This window comes from Hyphomonas sp., assembly GCF_965284475.1.
In the GTDB taxonomy this organism is placed as follows: Bacteria; Pseudomonadota; Alphaproteobacteria; order Caulobacterales; family Hyphomonadaceae; genus Hyphomonas.
Genome location: NZ_OZ260087.1, coordinates 2,546,912 through 2,561,558 on the forward strand (window position 1 = coordinate 2,546,912; position 14,647 = coordinate 2,561,558).

Sequence of the window (14,647 nt, forward strand, 5' to 3'; positions counted from 1 at the left end):
CAGCAGGTGCTAGGCGACGAGAAGGTCGCGCCACTCGCGAAGGGCGGCGTCGCGTTTCTGCTTGAATCGAATTCGGGAGTTGATATGCCTTTCGAAGTTGAAGTGATTGTGCACTGACGAATGAATGGAGACGAACTTCTGCAGACTTCCCATGCGACGAAATCGCGACATTGCTCGCTCTCTTCGTCGAAAGGGCAGGTGGGAATTCTCGGCCCGGTTATTGAGATGGCGGCCAGTCTCCTGGCGGCCCTCGTTCCCAATCACTTTCATAGCCGCCCAATAAGAAGGGCATCTGTCTGTCACGACGACATGTGGGTTGCCACATCTCTTCATTGCTTTCTTGAGGAATTTCAGCGCGGCAGCTTTGTCCCGTTTCTTCGTGACATAGGATTCCAGTACTTCGCCCTCGTGAGCGACGGCCCGCCACAGGCAATGTTTCTCGCCTCGGATATTGGCTGCGCCTGCCTTCGGCTGACGAAGACCTCGTCCAGGTGCCACGGCCATTGCGGACTCCGCCGCATGGCTTCGGACCGCCGTTTCGGGACCTTGTGCGAGAAGTAAGACCTGAAGCGGTCGACCCAGAGGCGAACGCTTTCATGACAGATATCAACGCCGCGCTCGTGGAGCAGGTCCTCTACGTTGCGAAGCGAGAGTGGGAATCTGGCATACATCATCACGCCTAGCTGGATGATCTCAGGCGAGGTTTTAAAATAGCGAAACGGGTTCTTGTTCATTTCTTTAGGCTAAACGCCTCGATAGGTCGCCTCGCGCCCGGTTCCCTTGACAATACCCAACTGGTCACTGTCCTCAGCGGACGCAGGAAGTAGGGTACATCAGCCTGGACGATGTCGACAGATCTGCTAGTCCACAACTGGGAGCGTCGTTGTAGGGCCGCTCTCGCGTTTCAGAACGGATTGCTTGCAGGCAAGGTAGCGGGACTTTCTGCCCGCGCCATCAGCGCGATTTCGCGATGGCGGGCAGTAACCACAAGCGCTACGTATTGCCGCGCGCTCAGAAACTGTCAGAGGTCTGATGCTGTCAGCAATTGTCGCACACCCACTGATTCCGGCACCAAGGCCGAACCATGTCGCGAGCAAAAGGAGCGTCGTTCGCCATTGTGACGCCGACGCGATAAACTGTTTCCTGCGAACTCCGGTCATGCCTCTGTTTCCTTTCGCTCTTTGAATGCAAGAAGTCGAAGTGCATTGAGGACAACGATCAGGGTTGATCCTTCATGCGCAATAACGGCTGGGCCGATACCGAGACCAAGTAACGTGGCTGGCACCAGAAACGCCACGACGCCAAGACTTGCCCAGAGATTCTGCAAGATGATCCGGCGCGTTGCACGGCTAAGGCCCACCGCGAAAGGCAGTGTTTCCAGATCATCAGCCATCAAAGCAATATCGGCCGTTTCGAGCGCGACATCCGATCCGGCAGCGCCCATTGCAATGCCGACAGTCGCATTGGCCATCGCGGGCGCATCGTTTACGCCGTCCCCGACCATGGCCACACCGCCCTCGGCTTTGAGAGCCTTGATCCTGGTCACTTTGTCATCTGGCATCAGATCGCCAAAGGCCTCGTCAAGGCCGACACTTCTTGCAACGGCGTCGGCGACATTCTGATTGTCGCCAGAAATCATCATCATGCGGGTCACGCCGATATTACGCAGTCTGGCGATCACGGTTTTGGCGGACTCGCGCGGAGTATCCATCAGGCCGATTGCGCCGAGATAACGATCGCCCTGCCTTACAATCATGGTCGTGCGGCCTTGTGCCGCCATTTCGGTGACACAGGAAGCCAGGTCAGATGGTACCGACGGTCCATCAACCTCATCAAACAAAGCGGACTTTCCGATATGAACGGTCTTGCCCTCAAACTTTGCCGAAACGCCACGCCCGGTGACACTGGAGAAATCAGTCGCCGCGCCGATGACGGTGTCCAGGCGTGTCCTGGCATCGCGCACAACGGCCTGGGCGAGGGGATGATCGCTGAGCGCTTCGACCGCAGCGCTCACCGTCAGTAATTCCGCTTCGGTCGCGTCGCCATAGGGTGCGATATCAACAAGATGGGGCTCGCCCTCGGTGAGTGTCCCGGTCTTGTCGAATGCAATGGCATCGACGCGTCCAAGGGCTTCGAGCGGCGCGCCGCCCTTGATGAGCACGCCTCCGCGGGCCGCACGGGCGACTCCAGACAGGATAGCGCTTGGGGTCGCGATCGCCAGCGCGCACGGACTGGCCGCTACCAGAACGGCCATGGCGCGATAAAAGCTGTCCGACGGTGCCTCATCCAGAACCAGGAAGCCGAGAGATGTGACAAGGGCCAGCAGGATGACCAATGGTACGAAGATCCGCTCGAATTGTTTCGTAAAGTTTTGCGTTGGAGACTGCCGGGTTTCCGCCTCACTGACCATTGCGACAACACGGGCAAGCGCCGTTTCCCCCGACAATCTTGTGACCTGGATATCCAGGCTGCCTGATCCATTGATCGACCCGGCAAAAACGCGATTCTCCGATTTTATATTGTCCGTATTTGCTGCAGCCGTCTCGGTGTCATCGACAGGCTGCTTGTCTACAGGTGCGCTTTCACCTGTGATCGGTGCCTGATTGACGGTGCTGGTACCGGCAGTCACAAAACCATCGGCTGGCACGCGTTCATTGGAGCGCACGACAACAATGTCACCGACGACCAGGTCGTCAATGAACACGGTTTCGGTTTGCGCGCCCCTTCGAACGAGAGCTGTTTCTGGTGTCAGGTCTGCCAGTGCTGAGATCGCATTGCGTGCCCTCGCCATCGCGTAACTTTCAAGCGCATGGCCGATTGCAAACAGAAAGAGCAGAAATGCGCCTTCGGCCCATTCGCCCAGTATGGCCGCACCCGTGGCTGCGACCAGCATCAGAAAATCAATCTCAAACTTGCCTTTGAGAATGCTGCCGAACGCTTCGCGCAGAGCAAAATAGCCTCCAAAGCCATAGGCGGCGAGCAAAAGTAGAAAGCCAGCGTTCTCCGACATGAAACCGAGTTTCGGCCCAAGCCAGCCCACAAGCAGACACGTGCCGGACATGAGCGCAAAGACCAGTTCTGCCCGGTCTCCAAGCAGTTGGTTCAGCCAGCCACCATGCGCGTGGACATGGCTGGTTTCCTTGCGGTCGTGATCATTTTTGCTTGGCGAGGTCAATTGGGTCTCCTATCTGGCATTGCGCCGTGGGCGGCATAACCGCCCACGGCCTGGGGGCTCACACCGTCACGGCAGGATGGACGTGTTCGGACTCCAGAAGCGAGTGATGGCTTTCCGGTTTCGGAGCGAACCAGCGATGCAGCGCAGGCATCACAAGTAGGGTGAGCAGGGTCGACGAGACCAGCCCACCCGTCACGACAGTTGCTAGCGGTCTTTGCACTTCGGCCCCGACGCCTGTCGCGAAGAGCAGGGGGGCAAGGCCGAGCGCTGTCGTCATCGCCGTCATCAGGACAGGTCGCGCCCGTAGCCCCGCCGCCTCGATGGCGAGATCGTCGAGATTTCGTCCAGCCCGCGCAAAATCATCCATGAAACTGACGAGCACCATGCCGTTTCCAAGGGCGATACCGAACAAGGCGATGAACCCGACTGTGGCGGGAACGGAGACCGGAAGCCCGGTTACCCAGAGCGCCAGTGCGCCCCCCGTCAGGGCCAGCGGGATATTCAGCAGGATGAGGACCGACGACTTCAACCGGCCGAACGTTATCAACAGGATCAAGAGTACGATACCGAGCGTGATCGGGATGACCACGGCAAAACGGGCGTTCGCCTGTTGCTGAAGTTCGAACTGGCCGCCCCAGACAAGGCGGTAACCGGGAGGCAACTCTAATTGGGCATCCGTCAGCGCCTGCGCTTCCTCGACAAAGGAACCAATATCACGCCCCCTCACGTTCGACTGGACCGTAATAAAGCGTTCTCCATTCTCGCGTGTGATCTGGCGCGGTCCGATGATCGTCTCGATTCTGGCGACAGTTTCGAGAGGCACGCGTGCGCCCGATGGTGATTCCAGCACGATACGGCTGATCGCTTCGGGCGTATCCCGGTTTTCTTCATGCAGGCGCACGACGATTGGGAACTGGCGAACACCTTCGAACAAGGCACCGGCTTCGGCGCCGCCGACGGAGGCGCGAAGCGCATCCAGTGCGTCTTCAACGTCGAGACCGTAACGGCCAAGGGCGGCCCGATCCACCGTCACCACGAGTTGCGGTGCGCCGGTGATCTGGTCGGCCTGGACTTCAGCAGCGCCGTCAACTTGCTGCAGGAGTGTCTGGAGCACCTGCGACCTGTCGAGAAGGATTTCCGAGTCTGGCCCGAAGATCTTTACCGCCAGCTCAGCACGTGTTCCGGTGATGAGCTCATCCACGGCCATGGCAATCGGCTGCCCGATGCTTGCAACGATACCTGGCACCGATTCCAGGTTTTCCGAGATGGCCGTACGCAAGTCCTCGGGAGACATCCCTTCGCGCCACTGATCGCGCGGTTGCAGTTCGACGAAGGCTTCCGCGCTATTGGTCGGGTCCGCGTGCGCACCGACTTCGCCGCGCCCGATACGCGTGACGATCGACTTGATCTCGGGAAACCCATCCAGCAGCCGCTTTTCGACCCGCGTTGTCGTTGCGGTGGCTTCTGTCAACGAGATCGATGGGGCCATCGTGACCCGCAAGAGAATGTCACCTTCTTCGAGCGAGGGTGTAAATTCCGACCCAAGCCGCGAGCCGGCGAGCCCACCTGCCAAAAGAAGCACCGCAGCCATCGCTATGGCTGCCATGCGTTGCCTTACAAAAAAGCCTGCAAGTGAGCTGACATAGCGGGCGATAAGGTCAGGCTTTTCTTCGTTCTTTGCCTTTCCGCGACGCATCAGACCATTTGCAAGGGACGGCGCAATCAGCGCTGCGTAAAAAAGCGAACCCGTCATCGCAAGTGCAGCCGATGCGGCGAGCGGGCGGAACGTCTTGCCCTCAACGCCCTGCAGTGAAAACAGCGGCAGGAAGACAACGATGACAACCGCAACGGCGGCAATCAGGGGGGCGATGACCTCGGCAGTTGACCGCGCAACGACGCTCCGCTGATCTTCCGAGGCGGCGCTTTCGCGGAGACTGCGGTCGACGTTTTCCGCGATGACGATTGCACCATCGACCATCATGCCGATGGCAATCGCGACACCGCCCAGCGACATCAGATTGGCGCTGATGCCGAGGAGGTACATGGCGATAAAAGCAAAGCCGACCGAGAAAGGGATCGAGAGAACAACGACAAGGCTTGGTCGCCACCCGCCCAGAAAAACGAAGACAACTAGCGCCACAAGCAGACCGCCCTGCCAGAGCGCGGTCGTCACCGTTGCAGAAGCCTTGTTCACGAGCGTACCCTGGTCATAATAGGGAACCGCCGTCACGCCTTCGGGCAGGCTTGCGTTGATTTCTTCAAATCGCTTCTGTACGCGGGCAATCACGTCAGACGTGTTGGTGCCGTAGAGCTTCAGCACGAGGCCTGCCACGACTTCGCCCTGGCCATTCGCTGTTGCCAGTCCCTGGCGCACGCCGCCGCCGATAACGATTTCGCCGAGGTCACGCACGCGAACAGGGCGTCCGTCCTCAACGTTGACAACGACTTCAGCGAGGTCATCAACCGAGCGGGCCAGTCCGACGCCGCGCACGGTATACTGCTCAGCGCCGATTTCGAGGAATTGCGCGCCTTCAGTCTTGTTGCCACGCTCCAGGGCGCTAATCACGTCGCCAATCTGGATATCATAGGCGAGCAATGCATCAGGATCGAGACGGACCTGATATTGCTTTTCGAAGCCGCCAAGCGAGAGCACTTCAGTTACGCCCGGAACGGTTTGCAGCTGGTACTTGATGATCCAGTCCTGGATCTCACGCATTTCGACAAGGTCCCGCGTCCCGCTGGAATCATCCAGTCTGAAATAGAGAATGATACCAAGGCCCGTCGAGATCGGGCCCATTTGAGGGTCGCCAAAGCCATCCGGAATGTTGCCACGCGCCTCTGCGAGACGTTCGCCAACGACCTGGCGCGCGAAATAGACGTCCGTGCCGTCTTCGAAGTATATGTTGACCACGGACAGGCCGAAATTCGAAACCGATCGCATGCTCTTGAGTTTCGGGAGGCCGGACATGGCCGTTTCTATTGGATAGGTGACGTAGCGTTCGACCTCCTCCGGTGCGAGGCCTTCGGTTTCGGTAAAGACCTGGACCAGTGAGGGGGTGACGTCCGGAAAGGCATCGACGGGCAAGGCCCGGAAGGCGAACAGGCCGCCGAGCGTCATGGCGAGTGCCGCAATGGCTGCCAGGAGGCGGCCCCCGGCGATACGGTGCATAAAATTGATCATGTCTGTTGGTCCTAATGTCCGTGTCCGTCGCCAAAGGCGTCTTTTTCAAGCTGGGCCTTGAGGGTGAAGCCCCCTTGCGAGACAAAGGTCTCGCCGACCGCCAGGCCCGAACGAATTTCGACAAAGCCGCCGGCCGTTGCACCGATCATCACTGGCCTGGGTGCGAAACCGCCTTCAACGGGAACGAATATTGACGGTTTGTCTTCGACAATCTGGACGGCTGTTTGCGGGACTCGCACCACGGGGCTTGCATTGCCAACGCTGAGATCAGCCGTCACAAACTGGCCGGGCGTCAGACTGCCATCGGCATTCTCCACAATCACTCGTGCCGTCGCGGTGCGAGAGGTTTCATTGATGACGGGAAGCACGAAAGCGACAGTCGATAACGCCAGGACATCTCCTGAGTCGGTCTTGAGCGCGACAGGTGCGCCAATACGTATACGACCAATGTCCTGTTTGTAGACGGCGATGTCTGCCCAAACCACGCTGTCATCCGCGATCGTGAAGAGCGTGTCGGCGCCCGCGTCTCCCGCAGCAACCGTCTGGCCAAGAGTGACAGCGCGCCGGACAATCCTTCCGGCGATCGGCGCAGTCAGGTAGGAATTGGCATTGTCACCATCCCGGGCCGTAGCGACTTTTTCCAGGGCCTCGTGACTGACACCTGCTGCGTGTAGCTCATTTTCGGCTGCATCACTTACGGCTTTTGCGGCTTCAAATTCAGCACGGGCTGCCTGGACATCGGCTTCGGACGTGATCTTGTCGGCCCAGAGCTGTTCTTCGCGCGCGAGGGCCTGAGCGGCAAGGGCTTTTCTGGTTTCACCCTTCTGCCAGGTCGCTTTCAGGCCGGCGAGATCGCGGCTGGAGATCAGCGCCAGAGTCTCGCCTCGCTTCACGCTATCGCCTTCGCTAGCGTAGAGCTTTGCGACAACGCCGCTGACCTTTGGTGAGACATTCGCGACCCTGTCAGCGTCAAAACGTATTTCCGCTGGAAGGCTCAGCGATTGCCCCATTTCGGCCATTTTCGCCTCACTGAGTTCAATGCCCGCTTCGCGTGCTTCTGCTTCGGTCAGATTGACGACATCGCCGTCGTCTTCGCCGTGTTCGTCGTGAGTATCGTTTCCCTCAAGCTCCTTCTCCTTGTCAGTGCCAGAGAATGCCTCGTAGGGCGTGTGTCCGTGTGCGTCATCGGCGGCCAAAGCTGCGGCGCTGGCTTTGCTTTCGGTTGCTGAAGTCTCCCCACAGGCAGACAGCAAAGCTGTCATGCTCAATAGGGCTGTTGTCAGGATCAGGGTCTGTTTCATTGGATGTCTCCATTAAACGGGGCGGCGCCAATCAGGCTTCGCAGGCGCATGTTTTCTGTGTTCAGGGCGCGGGCGGCATCGATCACGGCCACGCCGGCTTCGATCAGGCCCTTGCGGGCATCGAGGGTCGAAGTGAGATCGAACTTGCCCGCAGCATAACCCTGGACGGATGCCTCATAGGCCGATCTGGCAGAGGGCAGGGCATCGTTCTCAAGGAGGGCCAGGCGTTCCTGGGCCGCGCGGACCTGAGAGACAGATGCCCGTTGGCTGGCAAGCAATCGTGCCTCCACAGCCACCCGGTCGGAGCGCCGGGCATCGACCCTGTAACCAGCGGCGCGGGTTGCGTCCCGGTTGCGGTCAAACAATGGGACAGGGACGCTGACGCCCAGTAGGAAGGCGGTATCGCCCGTTTGCTCAAATTGGCGCATGCCCGCACTGAGCGTGAGATCAGGAATCCCTTGCGCGCGTGCCAGATCCTGCTCCGCCTGCCGGGCGACGATGCCCGCGTCGGCCACTTTGATGGCAGGGTGTTGACCCAGGTTGGCAGGGCCGGCGTGGACGGGCGCCGTCATTGGCGGAACCGGGGCCTCGAAGACCGGATCGGCGCTTCCCCACAATGCGCTGAGATCGTAGCGAAGGGCTTCCATGTCGCCGCGTGTCTGTGCGGCCACTGCGCGCAACGCGGCAGCATCGGCTTTCGCCCGGGAAAGTTCCGGTGGTGCGGCCGCGCCTGCATCCACGCGTTTGCCTACGGTTTCGCTGAGCGTGTCCGCCAGTTCGGCCGATTGATCGGCGAGACGGACGAGCTGGGCGGCCGCGTCCAGTTCATAGAAGAGCGTCACCGCCTCCAATTCTGTTTCGCGCAGGATGGCGTTGCATTCTGCCGTGGCGAGCGCGGCACTGGCACGCGCAGCGCGCTGACGTTTTGTTCGCTTGCCGCCCAGCTGGAATGTCTGGGCAATCGAGAATGTTGTCTCGGTTTGATCAAAGCCAGCGAGTGGCCCGGAGCCCGAGAAGTTTTCTAGTTCCAATCCAATCGACGGATTGAGCCAGCGACCGGCCTGATCTGCGTCCGCCAGGCGAGCGCGTGTTTCCAGTGCGGCCTTGCGCACTTCCGGGGAAGCATTGCGGACTTCTGCCAGTACGGCGTCCAATGTTAAGGGGGCACCTGCCTCGATTGCGGAGACAGCGACCATTGGTCGGCTGCACGGAGCCGCGACCGCAGTGCCCGCAAGGACAGCTGCGATCAGGGCACAACATGCACCCTGCTTCAATGTATTCATTGTGTTAATTTCCTCGTGATGACCTGAAATATGCCGACGGCAGGGCCGTGGCTATGGCGTCAGATCAGACACGGGGAGGGCGGTAGAGGCCGAAGGGACCGGCGCGAGGCGCCGACGCGTTTATGCCTGGCCACACGGAAGCGTCAGGAATTATGCGAGATACGGAGCTGGTCTGAAAGGACCCGGCCAGATGGAAATGACAACTCCCGCATGCATCTACATGATGATCATGATCCGGGCTCGACTGTCCGTCTTTCATGCGTACTGTGTTCTTTTCGACGCCTTGGTCATCTAAAGCCTGACAGGTAATGGCTTCGGGATCCAAGGCGTGTAAATCAGACGATGCCGGACCAATCAGCATGGTCGCAAACACACAAGTCACGAGCCAAAGTCTGATATTGAGCAAGAGGTGGAACAAACGCATAAAAACGCCTTTAACAGGCAATCTTCAAAAAATCACTAAGTAATGTCACGATGGTTCGGCCTTTAACTCAACATGGCTGGTGGTTGCTTGCCGGTCTGGCAGGCGTTAAAGCGCGAAAGGAGAGCGGAGTATTCGAACCGCTAGCCAGTGGTCACGAAACGGCTCTCACCGACCCTCAGTGCCTCCCCAGCGCCTCTTTGAACCTGACCGAATCGACCCTCCATTAATGGGAGAAAGAGCATAGCCATCATAAGGAGATTATGATTTATCGAATATTTTCAATACATTATAGTTTTCACGCAGCTCGAATCACATAATCAATCTACTAACTACACTTTGCTGCCGTCGGCTGATGGTCGCGCGGCAGTACCCATAGCGGAACAACTCAGATTTATCGTTGTCATGCCGTTGCCGGGAACCCGGGCGGCTCCTCTTCCTGTTGGTCCGATGACAGCACCAACATGGCACATTGCGATGCCGGTGGGAGGGGCCGTCCACCTCATCAGGCTAATGCAAACCCGTCTCCACTAATTGCGAACGAGCAGGTGCTAGGCGACGACAAGGTCGCGCCACTCGCGAAGCGCGGCATCTCGCTTTTGTTTGAACCGATTTCGGGATTTGATGTGCCTTTCGAAGTTGAAGTGATTGTGCACTGACGAATGGACTGAAACGAATTTCTGTAAACTTTGCATCCGCCGAAATCGAGACATCGCCCGCTCTCGTCTTCGGAAGGACAGGTGTGAATCCTCGGCGCGATTGTTTAGATGACGCCCAGCTTCCTAGCAACCTTCGCTTCCAATCACCTTCATGGCTACTCGATACGACGGGCATCTATCTGTGACGACAACATGCGGGCTGCTATAGCGCGTCATTACTTTCTTGAGGAATTTCAACGCAGCACCCTTATCCCACTTTTTCGTGACATAGGATTCCAGTACTTCACCTTCGTGATCGACAGCGCGACATAAGTAGTGAGTCTTCCCACGGATATTTACGAAGACTTCGTCCAGGTGCCACTGCCATTGCGGGCTCCAGCGCATCGCGTCGGACCGCTGCTTCCTGATCTTGTGAGCGAAGTAAGTCCCGAACCGATCCACCCAGAAGCGGACACTTTCGTGACAGATATCGATCCCGCGTTCGTGGAGAAGGTCCTCGACATTGCGCAGAGACAGCGGAAATCTGACGTACATCAGCACGCCTAGCTGGATGCTTTCGGGCGAGGTTTGAAATTAGCGGAACGGGTTCTTGGCCATTTCCTAAGGCTATACATCTGATGGGTCACCTCAAGCCCTGTTCTCTTGACAACACTGACTGAGGGGCGCCCGGAAACCAGGCGACACCTGAATAATCGGGCCGAGAAATCGCAATTGCCGTTTCGACAGCGAGAGCGAGCCATGTCATGGTTCCAGAAAATGCAATGTTAGCAGAATTCTGTCGCGATCCATTCGTCAGTGTACAATCACTTAAGGCACCAGAGCAATATCAGTGGAAGGGACCGCTTCAATAGAATGCGCAATGCTGCTCCTCGCGTAGTACCTCCTGGTCCGCGACAAGTGACGACTAGTTCGCACGCGTCAGAGAGCGCCCATCTGAGTACACGCGAGGAACGCCTGCCCTTACTCTGCCCTAATGGTCCATTATGTTATTAAGGCAATCAGCGCCATCAGAAGCAGTGTTACAGATGCTGGTGATCCGATAGGAATTGTCACGGCCCTTTTTGACCATGAATGCAACCGTGTCGCCTTCCGCGAAGGCGGACAGGTCGACGCCGCCCATAGTGTCGAAGCCCATCGTCATGGCGTTCATGCCCATGCCCTCGATGGGGCCATGCTCGATTGTCAGGAAGTCGCCTTCGGTTCCCAGCGATTTGATAATGCCGACGCCATGGCCGATCCCTTCGTCCGACATGTCATGGCCGGAATGATCCATTGTCTCGCCGTTAGACATCTCCATTTGCACTTCATTTTTCTCAGATCCGGCTGGCGCAGTCCCCTCGGCATTGCCGCAGGCTGCGAGGGACAGAGTGAATAGGCTACCAGTCAAAAGTTTTATTGTCTTCATGATGTCGGTTCTCCTGGAGGGTTGCTTGGTTGAAGTAATTTGCGCGTGTCTTCCGATTTAGATCCGCCGCGCGCGGAAAAGGAACGGCCAACCCAGATGTAATAGATCGCGGGGATGACGATCAGGGTCAGCAATAGAGTTGAGACCATGCCCCCGAGCATGGGCAGGGCAATGCGGCGCATCACATCTGCGCCGAGGCCGTCGGTCAGGAAGACAGGCGTCAGGCCAACCAGAATGGTGAGCACCGTCATCAACTTGGGACGAACGCGCATTGCCGCACCATGACTGATGGACTCAAACAGCTCTGCGCGGTTTTGTGGTTGCTCTTCTCTCACTTGGGCATCGATATAGAGCAGCATGATGACAGCTGTTTCTACAGCGATACCGCCAAGCGCAATGAACCCCACCGCTACTGCCACAGACAAATTGTAGCCAGCGAGCCAGACCGCCCATAGTCCGCCGACCAGCCCGAACGGCAGCGACAGCATGATGATGGCGGTGCGGTCGAGCCGTCCAAAATGCAGCATGAGAAGCAAGAAGATGAGGGCGATCGCTGCTGGGATAGCAATCTGAAGGCGTGCTGCCGCTTCCTCCATCTGTTCATACTGGCCAGCAAACTCAATAGCGTAGCCCGGCGGTAAGGTCATGGCATCTGTCACTGCCTGACGTGCCTCGCTGACATATCCGCCCATATCCCGGCCTGCGATATCAACGAACACCCATCCAGTCAGACGCGCATTCTCCGAGCGAATCATGGGAGGCCCTTCGGTGAAGGCAATTGAGGCCAGGTTGCCAAGCGGGATGTGAGCTCCTGTGGGGGTCGGAACGAGAATGTTTTCCAGATCATCCGGGCTCTCCCGGAACGGACGGTCATAGCGCAGGATGATATTGTAGCGTTCACGGCCCTCGACCGATTGCGCTAATCGCATCCCGCCCAGCGCGGTTTGCACCACAGTTTGGAATACGCCCATGTCGATATTGCGGCGGGCTAGCTCTGCCCGGTCCGGGGTGATTTCCAGATATTTGCCACCTAGGACGCGGTCTGCAAAGGCGGAGCGGGTGCCTGGAACATCTGAGACGACTGCTTCGATGTCTCGCGCTATCCGCTCGATCTCGATGAGGTCATCGCCGGTGACTTTGATGCCGATGGGCGTTCGCACACCAGTTGAGACCATGTCCATACGAATTTTGATCGGATAGCCCCAGGAATTGACGAGACCCGGCATTTGCAGCTTTGCGTCGAGCTCCGTAGTAATGTCATCGACCGTGACACCGGGGCGCCATTCTGATTTCGGTTTCAGCTTGATCCACGTTTCGATCATGGTCAGAGGAGCCGGGTCGGTGGCGGTATCGGCGCGGCCTGCCTTTCCGAAGACGCGCTCGATTTCAGGCACGGTCATTATCACACGGTTTGTTTGACCAAGTATTTCCCGCATTTTGGTGGAGGAGACACCGGGAAGCGTGGTCGGCATGTAGAGCAACTCGCCCTCATACAGCGCCGGCATGAATTCCGAGCCGAGGCGCTGCGCGGGGATGATGACACTCGCTGTCAGAAGAAGCGCAATCGCAATCGTGATCCATTTGAACTGAAGCGCCGCATGCAAGACAGGCTTGTAGATCCAGATGAAGAAACGGTTCAACGGGTTGGCTGATTCAGGACGAAACTTCCCGCGCATGAGATAGAGCATAAGAACAGGGACGAGTGTCACGGACAGGATCGCCGCGAATGCCATCGCGTATGTTTTCGTAAATGCGAGCGGGCTGAACAGCCGGTAGCTTTCACCTGTGAGCGCGAACACTGGCAGGAAAGACACGGTGATAATGAGCAGTGAAAAGAAGATGCCGGGACCGACCTCTTGGGCCGATGCAATCAAGGTAGCCCTTCGGTCTGCTGAGGTAGGTTTATCGCCCAGGTCGGCGAGTTTCCGACTGGCGTTTTCGACAAGGACGATGGAGGCGTCCACCATGGCGCCGATTGCAATGGCAATCCCGCCAAGGCTCATTATGTTTGCGGTGACACCCTGGAACGACATTATCAGGAATGCCCCGAGGACGCCAAGCGGCAGGGTGATGATGGCGACCAGTGACGAGCGGACATGAAGTAGGAAGATCAGGATCACGAGTGCGACCGCGATACCTTCTTCAAACAGCTTTTCCTTCAGGTAATCGACCGCGCCTTCGATCAGGGGTGCGCGGTCATAGACAGTGACGATCTCGACACCTTCAGGCAGGCCGCGCTGGAGTTCTGCAAGTTTTTCTTTCACGCGGTCAATCACGGTCAGTGCATTTTCGCCGTCCCGCATGATAACGATGCCCGCGACCGTCTCACCTTCACCATTGAGCTCAACGACGCCGCGGCGAAGGGCAGGGCCTTCAATAATGCGCGCAACGGCGGAGAGAAGGACTGGTGTGCCATCTGAGGCATAAAGCACGACCTGCTCGAGGTCTGGCTTTTCGTCAACATAGCCCGATGAGCGGATCACGAACTCGCTTTCGCCCTGTTCCAATGTGCGTCCGCCGACCTCGCTTGAGGCCGCCTTCACTGCTTCAGATACTCGGCGCAACGGAATGTCATAGGATCGCAGCAGGTTGGGATCGACCATTACCTGATACTCGCGCACGAACCCGCCAACCGAGGCGACTTCCGACACGCCCTCGACGCCGGAGAGTTCTAGTTTAAGGAACCAGTCTTGAAGTGACCGCAGCTCTGCCAGATCCGTGCCACCAGTCTTGTCGACAAGGGCATACTGATAGACCCAGCCAACACCTGTGGCATCAGGGCCAAGTTGTGGAACCGCGCCATCTGGCAAACTGGTGCCAAGCCGCGACAAGGCCTCAAGGACGCGGGAGCGGGCCCAGTAAAGATCCACGTCATCTTCGAAGATGACATAGACGAAGCTGGTGCCGAACATGGAGGACCCGCGCACATCCTTTGTCTTTGGCAAACCCAGCAGATTGGTGGAAAGAGGATACGTCACGAGGTCTTCGACGATTTGAGGGCTTTGCCCCGGAAAGTCAGTCCGGATGATAACTTGCGTGTCGGTGAGATCGGGCACCGCATCGAGCGGCGTACGTTCGACGGCCATCCATCCTGCAACGGCAAGCGCCGCGCAGAGGACGAGGACGATGAGCTGGTTTGAGATTGACCAGGAGATCAGTTTCGCGATTGCAGATTTTGAAGGATCGCGTCCGCCAAGATCGTTTGGAGTATTGTCTGACATT

Annotated in this window: 6 protein-coding genes and 2 pseudogenes; all 8 read right to left on the minus strand. The window is 58.0% G+C overall.

The genetic code is table 11. The features are described from left to right. Positions 1-9: 9 nt before the first annotated feature. The 8 genes and pseudogenes from ACQ66M_RS12595 to ACQ66M_RS12630 all read right to left on the minus strand — a co-directional run bounded on the left by ACQ66M_RS12595 (position 10) and on the right by ACQ66M_RS12630 (position 14,646). Positions 10-734: pseudogene (locus ACQ66M_RS12595) on the minus strand (IS6 family transposase). Positions 735-1,156: 422 nt separating this feature from the next. Continuing rightward, the gene (locus ACQ66M_RS12600) at positions 1,157-3,175 is read right to left on the minus strand and encodes a heavy metal translocating P-type ATPase (protein WP_430404216.1); all 2,019 of its coding nucleotides are present in this window, start codon (positions 3,173-3,175) and stop codon (positions 1,157-1,159) included. A gap of 58 nt (positions 3,176-3,233) precedes the next feature. Next, complete coding sequence (locus ACQ66M_RS12605; protein WP_430404218.1) at positions 3,234-6,356, minus strand: efflux RND transporter permease subunit; 3,123 nt, start codon at positions 6,354-6,356, stop codon at positions 3,234-3,236. Positions 6,357-6,367: 11 nt separating this feature from the next. Continuing rightward, positions 6,368-7,657, minus strand: a complete 1,290-nt coding sequence (locus tag ACQ66M_RS12610) for an efflux RND transporter periplasmic adaptor subunit (protein ID WP_430404220.1) — start codon at positions 7,655-7,657, stop codon at positions 6,368-6,370. Beyond that, positions 7,654-8,940: a TolC family protein gene (locus ACQ66M_RS12615; RefSeq protein WP_430404222.1), complete on the minus strand. Its 1,287-nt coding sequence runs from the start codon at positions 8,938-8,940 to the stop codon at positions 7,654-7,656. The genes ACQ66M_RS12610 and ACQ66M_RS12615 overlap by 4 nt, the downstream gene beginning before the upstream one ends. Positions 8,941-9,912: 972 nt before the next feature. Further along, positions 9,913-10,593, minus strand: a pseudogene (locus ACQ66M_RS12620) (IS6 family transposase); the annotation flags it as partial. 397 nt (positions 10,594-10,990) lie between these two features. Then, positions 10,991-11,425: a copper-binding protein gene (locus tag ACQ66M_RS12625; protein ID WP_430404224.1), complete on the minus strand. Its 435-nt coding sequence runs from the start codon at positions 11,423-11,425 to the stop codon at positions 10,991-10,993. Beyond that, positions 11,422-14,646: an efflux RND transporter permease subunit gene (locus ACQ66M_RS12630; protein ID WP_430404226.1), complete on the minus strand. Its 3,225-nt coding sequence runs from the start codon at positions 14,644-14,646 to the stop codon at positions 11,422-11,424. Before ACQ66M_RS12630 ends, ACQ66M_RS12625 begins: the two co-directional genes overlap by 4 nt. Position 14,647: the final 1 nt, after the last annotated feature.